Origin of the sequence: Paracoccus sp. UBA5162, assembly GCF_002413585.1 — a bacterium.
Taxonomy (GTDB): domain Bacteria; phylum Pseudomonadota; class Alphaproteobacteria; order Rhodobacterales; family Rhodobacteraceae; genus Paracoccus.
In genome coordinates this window covers 31,147-53,569 of record NZ_DHXG01000086.1, presented here as the reverse complement: position 1 = coordinate 53,569, position 22,423 = coordinate 31,147, and the positions used below count along the sequence as shown (strand labels likewise).

21 protein-coding genes, 1 tRNA gene and 1 pseudogene are annotated in these 22,423 nt (G+C 65.9%); 10 read left to right on the top strand and 13 right to left on the bottom strand.

Going from position 1 to position 22,423, the window contains the following annotated elements:
- Nucleotides 1–24: 24 nt before the first annotated feature.
- A tRNA-His gene (locus B4A72_RS14325) sits at nucleotides 25–101 on the bottom strand.
- A 104-nt stretch (nucleotides 102–205) separates the two neighbouring features.
- Here B4A72_RS14325 and B4A72_RS14320 point away from each other — a divergent pair.
- Nucleotides 206–415 carry a DUF6324 family protein gene (locus tag B4A72_RS14320; RefSeq protein ID WP_292978912.1) on the top strand — a complete coding sequence of 70 codons (210 nt, stop codon included), beginning with the start codon at nucleotides 206–208 and terminating at the stop codon, nucleotides 413–415.
- Nucleotides 416–621: 206 nt separating this feature from the next.
- Here B4A72_RS14320 and B4A72_RS14315 read toward each other — a convergent pair whose 3' ends face one another.
- From B4A72_RS14315 to cobU, 5 genes are all read right to left on the bottom strand, one after another.
- Nucleotides 622–2,532: a TRAP transporter large permease gene (locus B4A72_RS14315; RefSeq protein WP_292956016.1), complete on the bottom strand. Its 1,911-nt coding sequence runs from the start codon at nucleotides 2,530–2,532 to the stop codon at nucleotides 622–624.
- Complete coding sequence (locus B4A72_RS14310; RefSeq protein WP_292956013.1) at nucleotides 2,529–3,176, bottom strand: TRAP transporter small permease subunit; 648 nt, start codon at nucleotides 3,174–3,176, stop codon at nucleotides 2,529–2,531. Before B4A72_RS14310 ends, B4A72_RS14315 begins: the two co-directional genes overlap by 4 nt.
- 109 nt (nucleotides 3,177–3,285) lie before the next feature.
- Nucleotides 3,286–4,014, bottom strand: a complete 729-nt coding sequence (locus tag B4A72_RS14305; protein WP_292978910.1) for an adenosylcobinamide-GDP ribazoletransferase — start codon at nucleotides 4,012–4,014, stop codon at nucleotides 3,286–3,288.
- A complete protein-coding gene (gene cobT / locus B4A72_RS14300) occupies nucleotides 4,007–4,960 on the bottom strand; it encodes a nicotinate-nucleotide--dimethylbenzimidazole phosphoribosyltransferase (protein ID WP_292956007.1) in 954 nt (317 codons plus the stop codon). Before cobT ends, B4A72_RS14305 begins: the two co-directional genes overlap by 8 nt.
- Complete coding sequence (cobU, locus tag B4A72_RS14295) at nucleotides 4,947–5,477, bottom strand: bifunctional adenosylcobinamide kinase/adenosylcobinamide-phosphate guanylyltransferase (RefSeq protein WP_292956004.1); 531 nt, start codon at nucleotides 5,475–5,477, stop codon at nucleotides 4,947–4,949. Before cobU ends, cobT begins: the two co-directional genes overlap by 14 nt.
- A gap of 129 nt (nucleotides 5,478–5,606) precedes the next feature.
- Here cobU and B4A72_RS14290 point away from each other — a divergent pair, with 129 nt between their 5' ends.
- From B4A72_RS14290 to B4A72_RS14265, 6 genes are all read left to right on the top strand, one after another.
- Complete coding sequence (locus tag B4A72_RS14290; RefSeq protein WP_292956001.1) at nucleotides 5,607–7,208, top strand: peptide ABC transporter substrate-binding protein; 1,602 nt, start codon at nucleotides 5,607–5,609, stop codon at nucleotides 7,206–7,208.
- 93 nt (nucleotides 7,209–7,301) lie between these two features.
- A complete protein-coding gene (gene oppB / locus B4A72_RS14285; RefSeq protein WP_292955998.1) occupies nucleotides 7,302–8,225 on the top strand; it encodes an oligopeptide ABC transporter permease OppB in 924 nt (307 codons plus the stop codon).
- A 3-nt stretch (nucleotides 8,226–8,228) separates the two neighbouring features.
- On the top strand, nucleotides 8,229–9,155 hold the full coding sequence (locus B4A72_RS14280; protein WP_292955995.1) for an ABC transporter permease subunit: 927 nt from the start codon (nucleotides 8,229–8,231) through the stop codon (nucleotides 9,153–9,155).
- A 1-nt stretch (nucleotide 9,156) separates the two neighbouring features.
- Entirely contained in the window at nucleotides 9,157–10,254 is a 1,098-nt protein-coding gene (locus tag B4A72_RS14275; RefSeq protein ID WP_292955992.1) for an oligopeptide/dipeptide ABC transporter ATP-binding protein, read from the top strand.
- On the top strand, nucleotides 10,251–11,279 hold the full coding sequence (locus B4A72_RS14270; RefSeq protein ID WP_292955989.1) for an oligopeptide/dipeptide ABC transporter ATP-binding protein: 1,029 nt from the start codon (nucleotides 10,251–10,253) through the stop codon (nucleotides 11,277–11,279). The genes B4A72_RS14275 and B4A72_RS14270 overlap by 4 nt, the downstream gene beginning before the upstream one ends.
- Nucleotide 11,280: 1 nt before the next feature.
- Entirely contained in the window at nucleotides 11,281–13,131 is a 1,851-nt protein-coding gene (locus tag B4A72_RS14265) for an ABC transporter ATP-binding protein (RefSeq protein WP_292978908.1), read from the top strand.
- A 5-nt stretch (nucleotides 13,132–13,136) separates the two neighbouring features.
- On the opposite strand, the gene xseA is transcribed toward B4A72_RS14265, so the two are convergent.
- Nucleotides 13,137–14,693, bottom strand: coding sequence for an exodeoxyribonuclease VII large subunit (gene xseA / locus B4A72_RS14260; RefSeq protein WP_292955983.1), 1,557 nt, complete (start codon nucleotides 14,691–14,693; stop codon nucleotides 13,137–13,139).
- A 62-nt stretch (nucleotides 14,694–14,755) separates the two neighbouring features.
- On the opposite strand from xseA, the gene purD reads away from it, so the two are divergent.
- Nucleotides 14,756–16,012: a phosphoribosylamine--glycine ligase gene (gene purD / locus B4A72_RS14255; protein WP_292955980.1), complete on the top strand. Its 1,257-nt coding sequence runs from the start codon at nucleotides 14,756–14,758 to the stop codon at nucleotides 16,010–16,012.
- A 77-nt stretch (nucleotides 16,013–16,089) separates the two neighbouring features.
- Here the strand turns inward: purD and B4A72_RS14250 are convergent, their stop codons facing one another.
- On the bottom strand, nucleotides 16,090–17,109 hold the full coding sequence (locus B4A72_RS14250; RefSeq protein WP_292956092.1) for a ribose-phosphate pyrophosphokinase: 1,020 nt from the start codon (nucleotides 17,107–17,109) through the stop codon (nucleotides 16,090–16,092).
- Between the two features lie 84 nt (nucleotides 17,110–17,193).
- Between B4A72_RS14250 and B4A72_RS14245 the strand changes: the two genes are divergently transcribed.
- Both B4A72_RS14245 and B4A72_RS14240 read left to right on the top strand, forming a co-directional pair.
- A complete protein-coding gene (locus B4A72_RS14245) occupies nucleotides 17,194–17,808 on the top strand; it encodes a 2-hydroxychromene-2-carboxylate isomerase (RefSeq protein ID WP_292955977.1) in 615 nt (204 codons plus the stop codon).
- On the top strand, nucleotides 17,805–18,584 hold the full coding sequence (locus tag B4A72_RS14240; RefSeq protein ID WP_292955975.1) for an alpha/beta fold hydrolase: 780 nt from the start codon (nucleotides 17,805–17,807) through the stop codon (nucleotides 18,582–18,584). The genes B4A72_RS14245 and B4A72_RS14240 overlap by 4 nt, the downstream gene beginning before the upstream one ends.
- A 62-nt stretch (nucleotides 18,585–18,646) precedes the next feature.
- Here the strand turns inward: B4A72_RS14240 and B4A72_RS14235 are convergent, their stop codons facing one another.
- The 5 genes and pseudogenes from B4A72_RS14235 to B4A72_RS14215 form a co-directional block, all read right to left on the bottom strand.
- Nucleotides 18,647–18,994 (bottom strand): H-type lectin domain-containing protein, encoded by a 348-nt coding sequence (locus tag B4A72_RS14235; RefSeq protein ID WP_292978906.1) that lies wholly within the window; start codon nucleotides 18,992–18,994, stop codon nucleotides 18,647–18,649.
- 121 nt (nucleotides 18,995–19,115) lie between these two features.
- A complete protein-coding gene (locus B4A72_RS14230) occupies nucleotides 19,116–19,565 on the bottom strand; it encodes a F0F1 ATP synthase subunit epsilon (RefSeq protein WP_292955969.1) in 450 nt (149 codons plus the stop codon).
- A 9-nt stretch (nucleotides 19,566–19,574) separates the two neighbouring features.
- Complete coding sequence (atpD, locus tag B4A72_RS14225; protein WP_292955966.1) at nucleotides 19,575–20,999, bottom strand: F0F1 ATP synthase subunit beta; 1,425 nt, start codon at nucleotides 20,997–20,999, stop codon at nucleotides 19,575–19,577.
- Between the two features lie 17 nt (nucleotides 21,000–21,016).
- The gene (locus B4A72_RS14220; protein ID WP_292955963.1) at nucleotides 21,017–21,895 is read right to left on the bottom strand and encodes a F0F1 ATP synthase subunit gamma; all 879 of its coding nucleotides are present in this window, start codon (nucleotides 21,893–21,895) and stop codon (nucleotides 21,017–21,019) included.
- 12 nt (nucleotides 21,896–21,907) lie between these two features.
- Nucleotides 21,908–22,423, bottom strand: a pseudogene (locus B4A72_RS14215) (F0F1 ATP synthase subunit alpha); the annotation flags it as partial.

Genomic DNA, 22,423 nt, shown 5'->3' with positions numbered 1-22,423 from the left:
GCGGAAATTGCACGGAAGGAAGGATGGTACCGCCTCCCCGGCTTGAACGGGGGACCTCTGGATCCACAATCCAGCGCTCTGACCAACTGAGCTAAGGCGGCACGGGACTGGTCTGTAAACCCGGCCGCTGCGGGTTGCAAGCCCGACTTGCCGCGAATTGCGCGGCGCGCTACAGAATGTCAGCCAAGCGCGAGGAACCGTTTCCGTGAGCATCAACAGCCAAAGCACCATCGCCGCCAATCTTCAGGTCGGTCCAACCGATCAGGGCATGGTCCGGATCTATCTTGAAGCCGAGGGCCTGGATCTGCCGCTGGATTTCGATCCCGACGAGGCAACCGAGATTGCCGAGGAACTGCTTGCGGCCGCCGAAGCCGCGCGCAGCATGGGCCGCAAGGGCGGCAAGCCCCGCCGCTGACCCCTTTCGCCATCGGCAGCGGCATGGCCTCCGGCTCATGCGGTTCCGAAGCCGCTATCCCTGCCGGGAAACGCCGGACGCGCGGCGGGATCGTCATCCATCGCAGGCATTGAAACCGCGCACCCAGACCTTTCCTGTCCGATCGGGACAATCATCAACGGCCGCCCGTGAGGCGGCCGTCCCGATGCGTCTTGCGCAAGCGACGCCTAGTTGCCCCCAGACAATCCCGGCGGCGGGCTGCCGAAACCACCACCCAGACCGCCGCCAGGGCTGTCCTGGCCGGCCCCGGTCTGTCCGGTATTCGCGTCCGGGACCGGGTCGGGCGTCGGCGTTCCGGTGCCGCCCGGGGACGCGCCGAAATTCGGCGGGCCGCCGAGGCCCCCGCCCAGGCCGCCGCCCGGTTGACCGGATCCGCTGCCCGCGCCGGGCGATCCGCCGCCGAACGGTGATCCGCCCAGCCCGCCGAGACTGCCGAAACCACCGCCGGAATCGACCCCGCCGAAACCGCCCGAGGGGATCTCGATCTTGATGTTCGAGGTGTCCACCGGGGCGCCCTTGTAATGCATGACAAGCTGCGGAAAGGTGATCACCACCGCGATCATCACGATCTGGATGAAGACGAAAGGCACCGCGCCCCAATAGATCTGGCTGGTCTTGACCGGTTCCATCCGCAGTCCCGTCACCCGGTCCAGATAGGGCGCCTTGGGGGCGACCGATCGCAGGTAGAACAGCGCGAAACCGAAGGGCGGGTGCATGAAGCTGGTCTGCATGTTGACGCCCAGGATCACGCCGAACCAGATCAGGTCGATGCCAAGACTTTCGGCCGCGGGGGCCAGCAGCGGCACGATGATGAAGGCCAGTTCGAAGAAATCCAGAAAGAACGCCAGGATGAAGACCAGGAACGAGACGGCGATCAGAAAGCCGTATTCGCCGCCCGGCAACGAGGTCAGCAGTTCCTCGACCCACAGATGGCCGTTGACACCGTAGAAGGTCAGCGAAAAGACCCGGGCGCCGATCAGGATGAACATGACGAAGGCCGACAGCCGCGTGGTCGAGGCCAGCGCGGCGCTGATCACGCCCAGGCTCAGCCGGCGCTTGGCCCCGGCCAGGATCAGCGCGCCCACCGCCCCCATGGCCCCGCCCTCGGTCGGGGTGGCGACGCCCAGGAAGATGGTGCCGAGAACCAGGAAGATCAGCGCCAGCGGCGGGATCAGCACGATGATGACCTGCTGGGCCAGCCGCGACATCAGCCCGATCTTCAGCGTCTTGTCGATCACCGCGACGACATAGACGACGATCACCGCCAGCGCCGCCGCCAGGATGTCGGCGTCGTTGCCCTGCGTCGGATACAGCCATTTCCAGGACAGCCAGAAGACCGCGACCGTTCCCGCCAGCGCAACCAGCAGCGACATGACGCCCGAGCCCAGCGTCCGCGCCTCTTTCGGCAGCGCGGGAACCGAATGCGGGCGGATGATCGACATCACGAAGACATAGCCCAGGTAGATGCCGGTCAGCACCAGGCCGGGGATCAGCGCGCCCTTGTACATGTCGCCCACCGAACGGCCCAGCTGGTCGGCCAGGATGATCAGGACCAGCGAGGGCGGGATGATCTGCGCCAACGTCCCCGAGGCCGCGATCGCCCCGGTCGCCACCCGGCGATCATAGCCATAGCGCAACATGATCGGCAGCGAGATCAGCCCCATCGCGATGACCGAGGCCGCGACGACGCCGGTCGTGGCCGCCAGCAGCGCGCCGACGATGATCACCGCATAGGCCAGACCGCCGCGCACGGGGCCGAACAGCTGGCCGATCGTGTCCAGCAGATCCTCGGCCATGCCGGATTTTTCCAGCACGATCCCCATGAAGGTGAAGAAGGGCACGGCCAGCAATGTCTCGTTGGCGACGACGCCTCCGAAGAATCGGTCGGGGATCGCCCGAAGCAGTGGCCATGACAGGTTGATGCTGCCGTTCGACAGCGGTGCAAGCTCGACCCCGATGACAAAGAACAACAGCCCGTTCGCGCCAAGCGCGAAGGCCACGGGATAGCCGATCAGCAAGAAGACGATCAGCGAGACGAACATGATCGGCGCCATGTTCTGCGCAATGAGTTCCATCATCCGCGGTCATCCTTGCGGCCCGAGCCGTCCTTCGGCAGGTCCGTCAGCGGATGGTCCGGATCCGCAAATCCGGCCTGGTCGATCAGGCCGGGGTCCATCTCCAGCGGCACGTGATGGCCGGCATCGGGGAAGGGATCGGGGATCACGCCGCGCATGACGGCGATCTTCTTGATGATCTCGGACAGACCCTGAAACAGCAACAGCACGAAACCCGCGAACAACAGCGACTTGGCCGGCCACAGGATCAGCCCGCCCGCGTTCATCGACACCTCGCCCGAGTTGATGCTGCGCAGGAGCCAGGGATACATGTAGTAAAGCGCGACCAGAACGACCGGCATCAGAAAGAAGATCGTGCCCAGAAGGTCGATCCAGTGCTGAACCCGCCGCGACCAGGCGCCATAGATGATGTCGATGCGGATATGTTCGTTTTCCAGCAGCGTATAGGCCGCCGCCAGCAGGAATGCGCCGCCATAGAGATACCATTGCAATTCCAGCCAGGCATTCGACGAAATGCTGAACATCTTGCGCACGACCGCGTTGGTCGCGCTGACGAAGATCGCCAGCAGGATCAGCCACGATGCACTGCGCCCGATCAGCGTGTTGACGCGGTCGATGCCGCGCGACAGGGCCAGTAGGCCGCCCATTGAACTATCCTCCCTCACATCGCCGCCGCAGGGGCGACGAGGCCGGTTTCTCCGACCGGTCTGCAGATCGGGTTCCATATGCGCGAAGGGCCCAAAGGGGTCAAGGATTTCAGAACAGGGCCGCGGGGGCAGTCATGGCAAAGCCGGTCATCATCGCGGTCTCGGTCAGGACGGAAACCGTTCCCAGCACGTCGCCGCTTTGCCCATTGATCAGGTTTTGGGCCCGCCGCATGGTCAGGCCCGCCGCCGCGGCGCCCAGGGCCAGCGCCGGGACCGCATCGCGGCCGGCCGGCAGCAGGGCGGCCAGGGCGATCAGCAATGCGGCGGCCAGCGCGCCGTGCCCCGGCCGCCCGGCTGCGCGGCCCAGCCCATCGGGACGCGCGGGCGGCAACATCCGCATCGCGACGACGATCGCGGCCCGCCCGCCCGCCGCCGAGGCAATCAGCGCCGCCGGGCCAAGCACGGCCAGCGCCGCAACCCGCAAAAGCGATGTCACGATCAGCGCCATCACGCCATAGCTGCCGATCCGCGAATCGCGCATGATCCGCAGACGGGCCTCGCGATCCCCACCGCCATGGGCATCGGCGAAATCGGCCAGTGCATCCTCGTGCAGCGCCCCGGTCAGGCAGACCGACAGCGCCAGCGACAGGCCGGCCGCCAGCAGCGGCGGCTGGACCAGAAGCAGCGGCACCGAGGCCAGCGCCCCGACCAGCGCGCCGGCCAGCGGAAAGGCCCATGCGCCGGCCCCCAGGGTCATGGGATGGCCCGGCAGCAGGCGTGCCAGCGGCAGGCGCGTCAGGAAGACCAGCGCCAGTACCAGCTGATGCAGCCTAGCCAATCCCGGCCTCGGAGAAGGTTGCCATGCCGTCATGGCAGGCCAGGGCACCGCGCAGCACCATCAGCGCCACCGCCGCGCCCGATCCCTCGCCCAGGCGCATGTCCAGCGACAGGATCGGACGCAGGCCAAGCGCGGCGATCAGGCGGCGGTGGCCCGGTTCGGCGCTTTCATGTCCACTCAGGCAATGGCTCAGCGCGTCCGGATCGTCACGGGTCAGCACCGCTGCGGCGGCCGTGCAGATGAACCCGTCCAGAATCACCGGCAGGCCCAGTTCACGCGCGCGCAGGATGGCGCCGCAAAGCGCCGCCTGTTCGCGTCCTCCGAACGCCGCCAATGCGTCGGCCGCCGTCATCGGATCGTGGCGGGCCAGCCCCGCGGTCACGGCACGCAGCTTGTTGGCGAGGATCTCGCCCTCGGCGCCGGTGCCGGGACCGACCCAATCCTCGGCCCGGCCGCCAAAGGTCCACGCGGCCAGCACCGCGGCGACGGTGGAATTGCCGATGCCCATCTCGCCCAGCAGCAGGACGTCGGCCTGCGAATCCACCGCATCGGCCCCCGCCTGCATCGCCGCGCGAACCTCGTCCGGCGTCATGGCCACGTTCTGGGTGAAATCAGCGGTCGGGCGGTCCAGTTCCAGGGCGACGACGGACAGATCGGCCCCGGCCACGCGACACAACTGGTTGATCGCCGCCCCGCCGGCGCTGAAATTGGCCACCATCAGCGCCGTCACCTCGGCCGGAAACGGGTTCACGTTCTGCGCGACCACCCCGTGATTGCCCGCAAAGACCAGCGCCTGCGCGCGTTCGAGGCGAGGCCTGGCCCGCCCCTGCCAGCCGGCCATGAACACGGCCAGATCCTCAAGCCGGCCCAGCGAGCCCGGCGGTTTGGTCAGGCTGTTCTGCCTGTCGCGCGCCGCCTTGGCGGCGGTTTCGTCAAAGGATGTCATCCGGATTCTCCCGCGGGGGTTTCAGCCGCATCGGCTGGCCAGACACCGACAGCCAGACCTGGTCGGCGATCTGCGCCACCGCCTGATTCATCCAGCCATGCCGGTCCCGGAATTGCCGCGCCAGCGCGTTGCCGGGCACGATTCCCTGGCCCAGTTCGTTCGTGACCAGCACGACAGGACAGGTTTGCTGACGCAGCGTCATGCATAATGCGCCGATATCCGCCGAGCCCCTGCAATTGGCCAGCCACAGGGTCAGGCAATCGACCAGTCGCACCCCCTGCCCGTCGCTGCGATCCAGCGCGCCCGTCAGATCCAGCGGCTCTTCCAGGGTGATCCATCCGGTCCCGCGACGGCGTTGATGTTCCGCGATTCTGTGGGACATTTCATCGTCACCGACCTCGGCCGTGGCGATATAGATGCGGCTGCCGCCATGCCGCGCGGCCAGCCGTTCGGCCAGCGCCGACTTGCCCGAACGCGCGCCCCCCGTCACCAGCGTGATATGTCCCCGTTCGCTCATCGTCGCTATCTGTTTCACAGCATCGGGCGCAATGAAAGGCGCAGAACCGGCTTTACCCGCCTTTGGTTTCGACTAGTTTCTCGCCATTCAGGTGCAGATCAGACACCGACTCAACTTGGAGGCATATCCATGATGAAACTCTTCACCACCACCGCGCTGCTGGCGGCCCTGGCGATGCCAGCCCTCGCCGTCCAGCCCGCCGAGGGCGAGAAGCTGGCCCAGAACCAGACCTATACCTACTGGCTGCTGGACGCGATCAAGTCGCTGGACCCGGCGAAGAACACGGACGTCGAGGGTTCGGACGTGTTGCGGTCCCTGTTCGAGGGATTGATGAACGAGGACGCGAAGGGCGCGATGATCCCCGGCGTCGCCGAAAGCTTCGAGGAAAGCGACGACAAGCTGACCTATACCTTCCGTCTGCGCGACGCCAAATGGTCGAACGGCGATCCGGTCACGGCGGGCGATTTCGTCTATGCCTGGCGGCGTGTGGTCGACCCCGAGACGGCCTCGGAATATGCGTGGTTCATGGAACTGATGAACATCGTCAACGCGACCGAGATCGTGAAGGGCGAAAAGAGCCCCGAAGAACTGGGGGTCAAGGCCATCGACGACAAGACGCTGGAGGTGACGCTGACCACGCCGACACCCTATTTCATCAAGACCCTGTCCCACGCCACCACCTATCCGGTGCCGCAGAAGGTGATCGAGGCCGAGGGCGACAACTGGACCCAGCCCGGCAAGCTGGTCGGCAACGGCGCCTTCGTGCTGGAAAGCCACAATCTGGGCGTCGATATCACGCTGAAGAAGAACCCGGATTACTGGGATGCCGAGAATGTCCTGATGGAAACCGTCAAGGGCGTCACCGTCAACGACAACAACGTTGCCCTGACCCGCTATCAGGCCGGCGAACTGGACCGCGTGCAGATCCCGGCCGGGCAATACCCGCGTCTGAAGCAGGAATATCCCGATCAGGCCACCTCGATCCCCTATGCCTGTTCCTATGCCTATATCTACAATGTCTCGGAGAAGGGGCCCGAGGCGTTGAAGGATGTGCGGGTGCGCAGGGCCCTGTCGCTGGCCATCAACCGCGACATCATCGTCGACAACGTGCTGCAAGGCGGTCAGAGGCCGGCGACGACCTGGACGCATTGGGCGATCGAGGGCTTCGAGCAGCCGGAGACCGAACTGGCCACGCTGAGTCAGCAGGAAAAGACCGCCAAGGCCAAGGAATTGCTGGCCGAGGCCGGCTACGGTCCCGACAATCCGCTGAACCTGACACTGCAATACAACACCGACGAGAGCCACAAGAAGCTGGCCATCGCCGTGCAGCAGTTCTGGAAGCCGCTGGGCGTCAACGTCACCCTGAACAATGTCGAATGGAAGGTTCACACCGACCGCCTGCAGAATCAGGATTTCGACGTGGCCCGCTATGCCTGGTGCGGCGATTACAACGAAGCCTCGACCTTTCTCGACTGGTTCCGCACCGACGGCTACAACAGCGGCAAATGGTCGAACGCCGAATACGACAAGCTGATGGCCGATTCGAAGACCGCCGAGGATACCACGCCGCTTTACAAGCGGGCCGAGGAAATCCTGGCCGAAGAGGTGCCGGCGGCCTTTGTCTATCACTATGCCAAGGTGGACATGATCAGCCCAAGGATCAAAGGACTGCCCACCGAAAACGTGCTGAACACCTGGTACGCCAAGGATCTGTATCGTCTGGCCGATTGAGGCCGGCCGATCCGCCCTCTTGCCGGAAGGGGTTGCCCCCTTCCGGTATTCAGTCATAGAACCTGACCCATCTTCCGCAGGGAGGCCGAGCCGATGTTCGCCTACATCATGCGGCGACTGGCGGTGGCGATACCGACGCTGCTTTTGCTGATCGTCTTTTCCTTCGTCCTGATGCACATGGCGCCGGGTGGTCCCTTCACCCAGGAACGCGCGCTGCCGCCGCAGGTCATCGCCAATCTGAATGCCAAATACGGGCTGGATCAGCCTCTGTGGCGGCAGATCGCCAGCTATCTCTGGGGCATCGTCGCGAATTTCGATTTCGGGCCCAGCTTCGTCTATCCCGATCGCACGGTGAACCAGCTGATCGCGGCCGGTTTTCCGGTCACGCTGACCTATGGCACACTGTCCTTCATCGCCGCGGTGGTGGTCGGCGTCGGTCTGGGCGTGGTCGCCGCGATCTGGCACAACGGTTTTCTGGATTATCTGGCCGTCGGCATCTCGATCGGGGCCCAGGTTCTGCCGAATTTCGTGATGGCACCGATCCTGGTTCTGGTCTTCACGCTGTGGTACAGGATGCTGCCCGGCGGCGGATGGAGCTTCGAGGATCCCAGCTACTGGATCATGCCGGTGATCGCGCTTGGCACCAGCTACATGGCCTCGATCGCGCGGATCACCCGGTCCTCGATGCTCGAGGTGCTGGGCTCGAATCATATCCGCACCGCCCGCGCCAAGGGAATGCCCGAACATCGCGTCATCCTGCGCCACGCGCTGAAGCCCGCGCTGCTGCCCGTCATCAGCTATCTGGGACCGGTCTTCGTGTCGATGATCACCGGATCGGTGGTGATCGATGTCTATTTCTCGACCGGCGGCATCGGCAAGGCCTTCGTCGATTCGGCGCTGAACCGCGACTACGCGGTGATGATGGGGGTCACGATCCTGGTCGGGGCGCTGACCATTCTTTTCAACCTTGTCGTCGATATCCTCTATGCGTGGATCGACCCGAAGATCCGGTACTGAGCCATGGTCATCGAAGAACGCAAGATGCAATCGCTGGCCGCCCGCCTGTCGCAGGACGAGGTTCGCGGCCGCAGCCCCTGGGCCGACGCGCGCAAGCGGTTCGTTCGCAACAAGGCGGCGATGGCCGGGTTGATCATCCTGATCCTGGTCGGGCTTTTCGCGCTGCTGGGCGAATATGTCGCCGCCTGGTCGAATGACGAGCTGGACTTTACCGTCATGGGCCAGGTGGCGCAGATGGGCATGCCCTCGTTGCAGAACGGACATTATTTCGGCACCGACGATCTGGGCCGCGACCTGTTCGCGCGCACCGTTCAGGGCACGCAGATTTCGCTGATGGTCGGCATCGTCGGCGCCGCGATCGCGGTTGTCGTCGGCACGCTTTACGGCGCGACGGCGGGCTATGTGGGCGGGCGCACCGACCAGTTCATGATGCGCGCCGTCGATATCCTGATGTCGATCCCCTACATGTTCGTGCTGATCCTGCTGCTGGTGATGTTCGGCCGGTCGATGTCGATGCTGTTTCTGGGCATCGGGCTGATCTCGTGGCTGGACATGTCGCGCATCGTGCGCGGCCAGACGCTGAGCCTGAAGAACCGCGAATTCATCGAGGCCGCCCGCGCCATCGGCGTTCCCGCATGGAAGATCGTCCTGCGCCATGTCGTGCCGAACCTGCTGGGCGTGGTCGCGGTCTATGCCACGCTGCTGGTGCCGCTGATGATCCTGACCGAAAGCTTCATCAGCTTCCTGGGGCTTGGCGTGCAGGAACCGCTGACCTCGTGGGGGGCGCTGATCTCCGAAGGTGCGGGCACGATGAATTACGGCACATTGTGGCAGTTGGCCTTTCCGCTTTTCTTCTTTGTCATCACGCTGTTCGGCTTCTTCTTCGTGGGCGACGGCCTGCGCGACGCCCTTGACCCGAAGGATCGCTGAGATGGCCCTGCTGGAACTGCATGACCTGTCCGTCCGCTTCGCCACCAATGATGGCGAGGTCCAGGCGGTCAACGAGGTCAGCCTGTCCATCGATGCGGGCGAAACGCTGGGCATCGTCGGGGAATCCGGCTCGGGAAAGTCGCAATTGTCCTTTGCAGTCATGGGATTGCTGGCGCGCAACGGACGGGCGTCGGGCCGCGTCGTCTTCGACGGGCAGGACATCCTGAACGCGCGGGCGAAGGTGCTGAACCACATCCGGGCGGAAAAGATCGCGATGATCTTTCAGGATCCGATGACCTCGCTGAACCCCTATATGCGGGTGGCCGACCAGATGGCCGAGGTGCTGATGCTGCACAAGGGCATGGGCAAGCGGCAAGCGGTGGCTGAAGCCGTGCAGATGCTGGACGCCGTGCGGATCCCCGACGCCAAGGGCCGCGTCCGGCTGTATCCGCATGAATTCAGCGGCGGAATGCGGCAGCGCGTGATGATCGCGATGGCGCTGCTGTGCCGGCCGCAACTGCTGATCGCGGACGAACCGACGACGGCGCTGGACGTGACCGTGCAGGCGCAGATCATGACCCTGCTGGCCGATCTGCAACGCGAATTCGGCATGGCGATGGTCCTGATCACCCATGATCTGGGCGTCGTCGCCGGTTCATGCGAACGTGTCGCGGTCATGTATGGTGGCCGGATCCGCGAAACCGGACCGGTGGGGCCGCTGTTTCACGACCCCGCCCATCCCTATACGCAGGGGCTGCTGGCGGCGATCCCGAGGATCGACCAGCAGGGCGACACGCTGTCGGTCATTCCCGGCGCGCCGCCCAACATGACGCATCCGCCCGCCGGTTGCGCCTTCGAGCCGCGCTGCCCCTATCGGCGCGCGGACTGCGCCAGCCTGCGCCCACCGCTGGAAGATTTCGCGCCGGCCCGCGCAAGGGCCTGTTTCGCGCCGCTGGCCGATGTTCGGGCGCATCGCCACAACGCCCGGCTGGACGATCTGGAAACCGGCACGCGCGCGCCCTCTCGCGACGAACCGGTGCCGAGGGCCGCGCTGGCGGGCGCGGGCATGGCCGGAACCCCCAGCAAGGTGGATGAATGATGACCCGACCCCTGCTCGATGTGCACGACCTGCGCGTGACCTTCCGGATCCGGCGCGAGGGTGCGATGCCCTGGGCCGCGCCCCTGCCGCTTCATGCCGTCAGCGGCGTCGATTTCACGCTGGATCCCGGCGAGACCCTGGGCGTCGTGGGTGAATCGGGTTGTGGCAAATCCACCCTGGCCCGCGCGCTGATCGGTCTGGTCCCGGCCGCGGGTCGGGCCGAATGGATCGACGGGCGCGACCTGATCGGCCTGTCGCCGCGCCAGATGATGACCTATCGCAGCGATATCCAGATGGTGTTCCAGGATCCGCTGGCCAGCCTGAACCCGCGCATGACCGTGGGCCAGATCATCGCCGAGCCGCTGAAAACCCATCGCCCCGGCCTGAAATCGGCCGAGGTGAAGGAACGGGTCAAGGCGATGATGGAAAAGGTCGGGCTGCTGCCCAATCAGATCAACCGCTATCCGCATGAATTCAGCGGCGGGCAATGCCAGCGGATCGGCATCGCCCGCGCCCTGATCGTCGAGCCGAAGCTGATCATCTGCGACGAACCGGTCTCGGCGCTGGACGTCTCGATCCAGGCGCAGGTGATCAACCTGCTGATCCGGTTGCAGCGCGAACTGGGCCTGGCGCTGATCTTCATTGCCCATGACCTGTCGGTGGTGAAGCATATCAGCGACCGGGTGATGGTGCTGTATCTGGGCAAGGTGATGGAGATCGGCACGACCGACGATCTGTTCGCCGACCCGCAGCACCCCTACACGCAGGCGCTGCTGTCGGCGGTGCCGGTTCCGGACCCGGATTACGACCCCGCCGCGACCGTCGTGCCGCTGGCAGGCGATTTGCCGTCACCGATGAGCCCGCCTTCCGGCTGCGTGTTCCGGACCCGATGCCCGCGCGCGCAGCCGGTCTGTGCCCGGCAGGTTCCCGCGCTTTTGGGCGACGCCCACCAGACCGCCTGCCATTTCCCCGGTCCGCTGAGCGACGAGGAAATCGCCCGCGCTCGTGCGGTCCGGGCGGCCTGACGTGGCCGCGCCCGCCGAGGCGCCCGGTTTTGCCGCGCGTTGGGCGGCGCTGAAGAACCTGCCGCCCTTCATGGCGATGGTCTGGCGCGCCAGCCCAGGCCTGACGCTGGCGATGATCCTGCTGCGGCTGGTGCGGGCGGTGCTGCCGGTCTCGATGCTGTGGATCGGCAAGCTGATCATCGACGAGGTGGTGCGCCTGGGCGCGCTGCAAACCCGCCCCGAGGGGGTCTCGGATTGGTGGCAATCGGGCCTTGCGGATTATCTGGGCCTGCTGATCGCGGCGGAACTGGGCCTTGCGCTGGCCTCGGACCTGATCGGGCGTCTGGTCGGCTACGCCGACAGCCTGTTGCAGGAAAGGCTGGTCATCTCTCTGTCGGTGCGGCTGATGGACCACGCCGCCGATCTGGACCTGGCCAGTTTCGAGGATGCCGGTTTTCAGGACCGGCTGGACCGCGCCCGCCGCCAGACCATGGGCCGTATCCCTCTGGTGGGCCAGATGATGCAGCAATTGCAGGACGGCGTGACGGTGGCCAGTTTCGGGGCGGGCCTGATCGCCTATAATCCCTGGCTGGTGATCCTGTTGGCGGTGGCGCTGATCCCGACGCTGATCGGACAGTTGCATTTCAACGCTATGCTTTACCAGATGAACTGGCGCCGCGCACCCGAACGGCGGGAACGCGATTATCTGCGGATGATCGGCGCGACCTCGGAATCGGCCAAGGAAGTCAAGATCTTCGGTCTCAACCGGTTCCTGCGCGACCGCTATCGGGAACTGGCCGAACGCTTCTATGCCGAGAACCGCGCCATCAATCGCCGCCAGCTTGCGGTCATGGCGGCGCTGACGGGCATCGGCACGCTGTTCTATTACGGCGCCTATCTGTGGATCATCGCCCGCACCCTGACCGGCGCCCTGTCGCTGGGCGACCTGACCTTCCTGTCGGGCAGCTTCCTGCGCCTGCGCGGCCTGATCGAGGGCTTGCTGACCTCGTTTTCCGACATGGCGGGACAGGCGCTGTATCTGGACGACCTCTACCGTTTCTTCGACGAGGTGCCCGCCATCGCATCCCCCGCGGATGCCCTGCCGGTTCCCCTGCCCATCCGGCACGGCATCACCTTCGAGGATGTCGGCTTCCGCTATCCGGGCGCGGAACGCTGGGCCGTGCGGCATCTGTCCTTTCACCTGCGCGCGGGCGAAACCGTGGCGCTGGTGGGCGAGAACGGCGCCGGCAAGACCACGATCGTCAAGCTGCTGTCCCGCCTTTACGATCCGGCCGAGGGCCGCATCCTGCTGGACGGTCGCGATCTGCGCGATTACGATCTGGACGCGCTGCGCGCCGCCATTGGCGTGATCTTCCAGGATTTCGTGCGCTACGCGATGTCCGCCGCCGACAACATCGCCACGGGCCGGATCGAGGCGCGCGCCGACCGCGACCGCATCCGGGCCGCCGCCGCCCGCGCCCTGGCCGATCAGGTGATCGCGAAACTGCCCGAAGGATACGACCAGATGGTCGGCAAGCGTTTCGCGCGCGGGCTGGATCTGTCGGGTGGCGAATGGCAGAAACTGGCCATCGCGCGGGCCTATATGCGCGACGCGCAGGTGCTGGTCCTGGACGAACCCACCGCAGCCCTGGACGCCCGCGCCGAATTCGAGGTGTTCCAGCGTTTCAAGGACCTGTCGCAGGGGCGGACGGCGCTGCTGATCTCGCACCGGTTCTCGTCGGTTCGGATGGCCGACCGGATCGCCGTCGTCGAGGATGGTCATGTCCTCGACGAGGGCACCCATGACGAACTGGTCGCCCGCGAAGGCCGCTATCGCGAATTGTTCGACCTTCAGGCGCAGGGCTATCGCTGAGGGCGCTAGAACAGGGTCTTCTGCTGGGGCGGCTGACGTTTTCTCGACGCTTTCTGCGGCGTGGCATCCGGGCGGACCGGAACGCGGCCATCGGTGAACTCCACCTCGAAACGGCCGCTCTGCCGCGCGTTCTCGGCCGAGGTGATCAGCCCCTCGGGTCCATGCACCACGGCAAAGCCGCGCTTCAGCGTCTGGGTATAGCCCAGCGTCTGCCGCGTCCGGTCCAGCGTTTCCAGCGCCGCCCACCGCGTCGCAGTCATGCGCGCCATCGTGGTGTCAAGCCGCGCCGACAGTTTGGCCAGCCGCTCGGTCTGATCGGCCACCGAGCGACGCGTCGTGGCGATCGTCCGGCCCAGTGAAGCGGTCAGACGTTCGGCCAGGGCCGCGATCCGGTCGCGGCGGCGTTCCAGCCTGCGCTCGCGCGCAACGTCCAGACGCACCCCCAACCGGTCGAGCCCGTGGCGCTTGGCCGCCGTGAACTGGCGCAGGGTCGCGGCGGGAATCGGGCGCGACTGCAACTGGTGCCGCCGGGCCCGGACCAGCCCGCGCAAGGCCGGGTCCAGCCGCGCGGCCCACAGGTCCAGCCGCTGTCGGGCCGGTTCGGTCAATGCGGCCGGCCGGCCCATCGCGCGGCCCAGATCACGCAGACGCTGGCGGGGACGCTCGATATGACCCTGCGCACAGCGCGTCAGCCGGGCCTGTGCCTCGGCCAGCCGCGCGGCAAGTTCCGCCAGCACCGGCACTGCGATTTCAGCCGCGGCGGTGGGTGTCGGCGCGCGCCGATCCGAGACGAAATCGATCAATGTGGTATCGGTTTCGTGGCCCACCGCGGAAATCAGCGGGATGCGGCTATCGGCGGCGGCGCGGACAACGGCCTCGTCGTTGAAGCCCCAAAGATCCTCGATGCTGCCGCCGCCCCGGGCGACGATCAGCAGGTCGGGACGCGGCACCGGTCCGGACTCGTCCAGCGCGTTGAAACCCCTGATCGCGGCGGTGACCTGCGGGGCGCAACCCTCGCCCTGCACGGCCACGGGCCAGATGATCACCCGGGTCGGAAAACGGTCGCGCAGCCGGTGCAGGATGTCTCGGATCACCGCGCCCGAGGGCGAGGTGACGACCCCGATCACCCGCGGCAGGAAAGGCAGCGCGCGCTTGCGGTCCTGATCGAACAGCCCTTCGGCCGCCAGCGCCTTGCGGCGTTTCTCCAGCATCGCCATCAGCGCGCCCGCGCCGGCCGGCTCGATCTGGTCAACGATCAGCTGGTATTTCGACTGGCCCGGAAAGGTGGTCATGCGACCCGTGGCCACGACCTCCATCCCCTCTTCGGGGCGCTGCGCCAGGCGGGCCGCCTGCCCCTTCCACGTCACCGCCGCCAGAACCGAGCGGTCATCCTTGAGGTCGAAATAAAGATGCCCCGATCCGGGACGCGACACGCGCCCGATCTCGCCGCGCACGCGGACCCGCCCGAACTGGTCCTCGATGCTGCGCTTGACCGCGCCCGACAGTTCCGAGACGGTGAATTCATGGGCGTTGCTGCCCGGCGCGTCTTCCAGCAGGTCCATTCGGCTTGTCCCCCTTCGCCGGCCACACTAGAACGCGCGCGAGACGGGCGAAAGGGCGGCAGATGAACATCCTGATCCTGGGCAGTGGCGGGCGTGAACATGCGCTGGCCTGGGCCATCCGGCAGAACCCTAAATGCGACCGGCTGATCGTCGCGCCGGGCAATGCAGGCATCGCGGCAATCGCGCGCTGCGCTGATCTGGACATCGTTTCCCGCGGCGACGTGCTGGCCTTCGCCGAGGAACACGCCATCGATTTCGTCGTCATAGGACCCGAGGCGCCCCTGGCCGCCGGCATCGCCGATGCGTTGCGCGAGGCCGGGTTTCTGGTTTTCGGCCCCTCGCAGGCGGCGGCGCGGCTGGAATCCTCGAAAGCCTTCACCAAGGAAATCTGCGATGCCAGCGGCGCACCCACCGCCGCCTGGGCCCGCTTCGGCAATGCGGCTGCCGCCCGCAACGACGTGACCCGCCGCGGCGCGCCGATCGTGGTCAAGGCCGACGGGCTGGCGGCGGGCAAGGGCGTCACCGTGGCCGAGACCGTCGATCAGGCGCATTCCGCCATCGATGCGATCTTCGATGGCGAATTCGGCGACACCTCGGTGGTGATCGAGGATTTCATGGAGGGCGAGGAAGCCAGCTTCTTCGTTCTCTGCGACGGCCGGGATTGCCTGGCCATGGGCACCGCACAGGATCACAAGCGCGTGGGCGAGGGCGATACCGGCCCGAATACCGGCGGCATGGGCGCCTACAGCCCGGCGCCCGTCCTGACCGAGTCATTGCAGGATCAGGTCATGACGCGGATCGTGCGCCCGACCATCGCGGAGATGGCCGCCCGCGGAACGCCGTTCCAGGGCATGCTCTACGCCGGGCTGATGATCGCCGGCGGCGAGGCGCGGCTGGTCGAATACAATGTCCGTTTCGGCGATCCGGAATGTCAGGCCCTGATGCTGCGGCTGGGCGCGCAGGCACTGGACCTGCTGCTCGCCTGTGCCGAGGGCCGGCTGGCCGAAACCCAGATCACCTGGGGCCACGATCACGCCATGACGGTGGTGATGGCCACGAAGGGTTATCCCGGCAGCTACGAAAAGGGAACTCCGATCAGGGGCCTGGATCGGTTGCCCGAAAGCAGTTTCGAGATGGTGTTCCATGCCGGAACCGCCGAACGCGACGGCCGGATCATCGCCACGGGCGGCCGCGTTCTGGCCTGCACCGGTCGCGGCGCGACCCTGGCAGAGGCTCATGACCGCGCCTACGCATTGGTTGATGCGATCGACTGGCCCGACGGCTTCTGCCGCCGCGACATCGGCTGGCGCGCCCTTTGATTTGCCTTGGTTGAAATATCCCGGGGGTGAATTGCCGCAAGGCAAGAGGGGGCAGCGCCCCCTGCCCGGCCCGCGGCTCAGCCGGTCGTGTACAATCCCTCATAGATCGGCAACAGCGTGTCCGTCTCGAACAGCGAACTGACCGAGGTGCCGTTCCAGATGTTCAGGATCGCCTGGGTGAACATCGGCGCGGTCGGCACGATGCGGATATTGGGTGCTTCCTTCACCGCCTTGGCTGGCTGGATCGAATCGGTGATGACCAGTGATTTCATCACCGACTTGCTGACCCGCTCGACCGCAGGGCCGGACAGGACGCCGTGACTGATATAGGCGTGAACCTCGGTCGCGCCGTTGTCGGTCAGCAATTGCGCCGCCTTGACCAGCGTCCCGGCCGTGTCGCAGATATCGTCGACGATGATGCAGGCCTTTCCCGCCACATCGCCGATCACCGTCATTTCGGCAATCTCGCCGGCCTTCTCGCGGCGCTTGTCCACGATCGACAGGGGCGCGCCGATCCGCTGGGCCAGTTCGCGCGCCCGCGCCACCCCGCCGACATCGGGCGAGACCACCATCAGGTCGTCCATCCGGTCCTTGAAATGATGCTGCACGTCCAGCGCAAAGACCGGCGCCGCATAGAGGTTGTCCACCGGAATGTCGAAAAAGCCCTGAATCTGGGCGGCGTGCAGATCCATCGTCAGAACGCGATCCACACCCGCCTCGGTCAGCAGGTTGGCGACCAGCTTGGCACTGATGGGGGTGCGGGCCTTGGCGCGGCGGTCCTGCCGCGCATAGCCGAAATAGGGAATCACCGCCGTGATCCGCGAGGCCGAAGACCGGCGCAGCGCGTCGGTCATGATCAGCAGTTCCATCAGGTTGTCATTGGCCGGATTCGAGGTCGGCTGGATGATATACATGTCCTCGCCGCGCACATTCTCGAACACCTCGACGAAGATTTCCTGATCGTTGAACCGTTCGATCCGGGCATCGCAGAGGCTGACATTCATGCCGCGATGCATCGACATGCGCCGGGCGATGGCGGCGGCGAGCGGCATGTTGGCATTGCCGGAAATCAGCTTCGGTTCGGTCATCACGGGCATGGAGGGGGCCTTTGGCATTTGCGTCCGATTGCACTGCCATTAGCACCGGGCTAGCCTGCGGGCAAACCGCGAAGGGAGGCCGTTATGGCTAACATCGATTATTATCTGGGGACCATCAGTCCGTTCTGCTATCTGGCGGGGACGCGGCTGGAGCGGATCGCCGAAAAACACGGCGCGACCGTCACCTACAAGCCCCTGGACCTGTTGCAATTGTTCGACCGCACGGGCGGGGTCCGGCCGGCCGAGCGTCATCCCAGCCGGCTGCAATACCGCGCCCAGGAACTGCCCCGCTGGGCTGAGCATCTGAACATGCCGTTCCACTTCAAACCCGCGCATTGGCCGGTGAACATGGCGCCATCCTCCTACGCGATCATCGCCGCGCAGCAGGCGTCGGCCTCGGGCGGTGGCGGCGATCTGGGTGGGCTGGTCCACGGCTTTACCCGCGCCGTCTGGGCCGAGGAACGCGACATCAGCGAGGATGCCGTGATCCGCGACATCCTTGTCGCGCACGGGTTCGATGCCGGGCTGGCCGATAGCGGTCTGTTCGTCGGCGCCGAGACCTATGGCCGCAATCTGGAACAGGCGGTCGAGGCCGGGGCCTTTGGCGCGCCCTTCTATGTCGTGCCCGAGACCGGGCAACGGTTCTGGGGACAGGACCGACTGGATTTCCTGGACCGGCATCTGGCCACGGCCGGATGAGCCGCATCCATCGCAGGCATTGGCCGGGTGACCCCGAACGCCCCGCCCTGGCGCTGCATTGCATGTTGGCCAGCGGCAGCTATTGGGGTCCGATCGCAGAAAGGCTGGCCGGCCATGTCGATCTGCAGGGCTTCGACATGCCCGGCCACGGGCGCAGCGGCGATTGGCGGCCCGGCCCGGGCGATCCGGACTACCATACCGCCGTCACCCGCATCGCCGCCAGCTTCATCACCCGGCCAGTGGATCTGATCGGCCACAGCATGGGCGCGGTCGCGGCCCTGCGCATCGCGGTCGCGGCCCCCGATGCGGTCCGCAGCCTGACCCTGATCGAGCCGGTGCTGTTCGCTGCCAGCCCGGATGATCCCGCGCAACGGGCCCGCGACGAGGATTTCGCCACGGCGATCCGGGAAGGCCGCGACGCGGATGCAACCCGCGCTTTCCTGCGGGCCTGGGGCGCGCAATCCTATGACGCCATGCCCGAAGCGGCACGGGTCCAGATGCGCAAGCGGATCAGGCTGATCGCGGGACTGGAGGCGGCGCAGTGGCATGACAGCGCCGGCATCCTGCGCGATGGCGCGCTGGAGGCGATCGACGCGCCGGTGCTGCTGATCTCGGGCGCGGAATCGCCACCGGTAATTCACGCCATTGCCGATGCGCTGGCCGGGCGCCTGCCCGATGTCGGCCGTGCCAATGTGCCGGGTGCCGGCCACATGCTGCCGATCACCCATCCCGACGAGGTGGCCGGCCTGATCGGCGTCAATCTGGATCGGGCCTGACATGCCGATCCGCACGTGTCCAGGGCGGCCGGACCGCGCTTCCGCTGTCTTCTGACGGTCCGCTACAGGTCGAAATCGTCCACGTGACGCAAGGGTCCGATGGCCAGCCAGTCGGCGCGGATCCGGGCCACGCGGGTATCGCCCCAGGTGCGGAACACGATGTCGAAACCGTCACGGCTGATCTTCTCGGCCGAGATGTCCGCGCGCTGGTTGCTGCCCTCGGCGATGTCCCACATCGAGATCGTCACCTGCACGACGGGCGGCGACAGGAATGACGCTTCAAAGCCGATCCGGTGGCGGACGACGCGCGGGCCCGCGCCCGACCACATTTCGCCGCCCTCCTCGAACGCCGAAAACAGCAGACGTGTGCCCTGTGCCACGCCGACAGCCGCATGGCTGATACGCTGCATCAACATCAACCCTCTTCACCACGCCCGCCCGATCAGCCTAGCCAAGCAAGCGGAGAAGGAAAAGCCCCGGTCTGCGACCGGGGCCCGTCTGTCTGGTTCGGACTGACAGCGCGGAGGCCGCCTAGTCGGGGATTGTCGACTGGTTCGGGTCCAGCCCGATATGGCTGCCCATCGCCTCCATGTCGGCCAGCAGCTTGACCGCGGCAGCCACCACTTCCTCGCCGACGCTGTCGCGCTTTTCCTCGACCGCCTTCTTCTTGCGATGCGCCTCGGACATCATCTCGTTGAAGACATCCTGCGTCATCTCCTCGCGCGGGTGGCCGCGTTCGGCCAGCAGACTGACGGATTCGCCATTGATCTCGGCAAAGCCGCCGGTCACGGCGAAATCGGTCTGCGCGCCATCCTCGGCCACGACCGAGACGATGCCCGGACGCAGCGTGACGATGGTGGGTGCGTGGCCGGGCATCGCGGTCAGATCGCCTTCGGTCCCCGGCAGGCGGACCTCGCGCACCGGAACGGAGACGAGCCTCCGCTCGGGCGAAACGAGATCGAACTGCATGTTATCGGCCATCCTGTCCCCTTACGCGGCTTCCGAGGCCAGACGCTCGGCCTTGGCTTTGACCTGATCGATATCGCCGACCATGTAGAAGGCGGCTTCGGGCAGATGATCGTATTCGCCGGCGACCACGGCCTTGAAGGATGCGATGGTCTTTTCCAGCGGCACCTGGACGCCGTCCGAGCCGGTAAAGACCTTGGCCACGTCGAAGGGCTGGGACAGGAAACGCTGGATCTTGCGGGCCCGGGCCACGGTCAGCTTGTCCTCTTCGGACAGTTCGTCCATGCCCAGGATCGCGATGATGTCCTGCAGCGACTTGTATTTCTGCAAGATGCCCTGCACGTCGCGGGCGACGGTATAGTGTTCCTCGCCCAGGATCTGCGGATCCATCAGGCGCGACGAGCTGTCCAGCGGATCCACGGCGGGGTAGATGCCCAGTTCGGAAATCGCGCGCGACAGGTTGGTCGTCGCGTCAAGGTGGGCGAAGGTCGTTGCCGGCGCCGGGTCGGTCAGGTCGTCGGCCGGAACATAGACCGCCTGGATCGAGGTGATCGAGCCGTTCTTCGTCGAGGTGATGCGTTCCTGCATCGCGCCCATGTCGGTCGCCAGCGTCGGCTGGTAGCCCACGGCCGAAGGGATACGACCCAGCAGTGCCGACACCTCGGAACCCGCCTGCGTGAAGCGGAAGATGTTGTCCACGAAGAACAGCACGTCCGTGCCCGAAGCGTCGCGGAACTGTTCGGCCAGCGTCAGGCCGGTCAGCGCAACACGCATCCGCGCGCCCGGAGGCTCGTTCATCTGGCCATAGACCAGCGCAACCTGCGATTCAGACAGGTTGTCCGGCTTGATGACGCCGGATTCGACCATCTCGTGATACAGATCGTTGCCCTCGCGGGTCCGTTCGCCGACGCCCGCGAACACCGAATAGCCCGAATGCACCTTGGCGATGTTGTTGATCAGTTCCATGATCAGAACCGTCTTGCCGACACCCGCGCCGCCGAACAGGCCGATCTTGCCGCCCTTGGAATAGGGCGCCAGCAGGTCGATGACCTTGATGCCGGTGACCAGAATCTCGGACGAGGTTGCCTGGCTGGCGAAATCGGGGGCGGGCTGGTGGATGGCGCGGGTTTCGGTGGCCTGGATGGCCTCGCCTTCATCGACGGGTTCGCCGATGACGTTGATGATCCGACCCAGCGTCGCGTCGCCGACCGGAACCGTGATCGGGCCGCCGGTATCGCTGACGTCCTGGCCGCGGACCAGACCTTCCGAGGCGTCCATGGCGATGGTGCGGACGGTGTTCTCGCCCAGATGCTGCGCGACTTCCAGCACCAGCCTCTTGCCGTTGTTGTCGGTTTCCAGCGCGTTCAGGATCGCCGGCAGGTGGTCCTCGAACTGCACGTCGACGACGGCGCCGATCACCTGAGTAATTTTACCTTTGGCCTCTGCCATGTCTCTACCCCTACGTATCAGAGCGCCTCGGCGCCCGAAATGATTTCGATCAGCTCCTTGGTGATCGCGGCCTGACGCGAGCGGTTATACTCGGTCGTCAGGCGGTCGATCATGTCGCCCGCATTGCGCGTGGCGTTGTCCATGGCGCTCATCCGGGCCCCCTGTTCGGAGGCCGAATTTTCCAGCAAGGCCGCGAAGATCTGCGTCGCGACGGACCGCGGCAGCAATTCGGCCAGGATGGCGTTCTCGCCGGGTTCGTAATCGTAAAGCGAGGAGGCGCCGCCCTCCTCGACTCCTTCGGGCATTTCGGCCGGGATCACCTGCCGCGCGGTCGGAACCTGTCGGATCACCGATTCGAAGCGGTTGTAGAAGATCGTGGCGACATCGTATTCGCCGGATTCGAACCGCTCCAGCACCTCATCGGCGATCTGGCGGGCATTCGCATAGCCGACGCGCTTGACGTCTGACAGATCGACATGGCTGACGATCTGCTTGCCGTAGTCGCGGCGCAACTGCTCGCGGCCCTTCTTGCCGACGGTCAGGATGGTGACTTCCTTGCCCTCGCCCCGCAGGCGGTCGGCATGTTGCCGCGCCAGCTTGACGATCGAGCTGTTGAAGCCGCCGGCCAGACCGCGTTCGGCGGTCATCACCACAAGCAGGTGCTTGCGGTCCGAACCGGTGCCCGACAGCAGCCGGGGCGCGGTGTCCGAACCCTTGGCATTCTCGGTCAGCCCCGCCATCACCGCCGCCATCCGGTCGGCATAGGGGCGCGCGGCCTCGGCCGCTTCCTGCGCGCGGCGCAGTTTCGCGGCGGCGACCATCTGCATCGCCTTGGTGATCTTCCGCGTGTTCTTGACGCTTCCGATCCGGTTCTTCAGATCCTTGAGACTGGGCATCTATTCCCCCTCTCAGGCGCGCGACGTGTTGTATTCGTCCAGCGCCGCCTTGATCGCATCTTCCAGATCACCCGCCACCTTGCGGTCGTTCTTGGTGATATCATCCAGCAGATCCGATTTCTGGTTGCGCAGGAACTGGATCAGCCCCTCTTCCCAAGCCACGACCTCGCGCACCGGCACCTTGTCGATATAGCCTTTGGTGCCGGCATAGATGACGATGACGATTTCGGCGTTGGTCAGCGGCCGGTATTGCGGCTGCTTCATCAGCTCGGTCAGCCGCGAGCCGCGATTCAGCAGACGCTGCGTCGCCGCATCCAGATCCGATCCGAACTGCGCGAAGGCGGCCATCTCGCGATACTGCGCCAGTTCCAGCTTGACCGGACCGGCGACCGATTTCATCGCCTTGGTCTGCGCGGACGACCCCACCCGGCTGACCGACAGGCCGGTATTCACCGCCGGGCGGATGCCCTGGAAGAACAGATCGGTTTCCAGGAAGATCTGGCCATCGGTGATCGAGATCACGTTGGT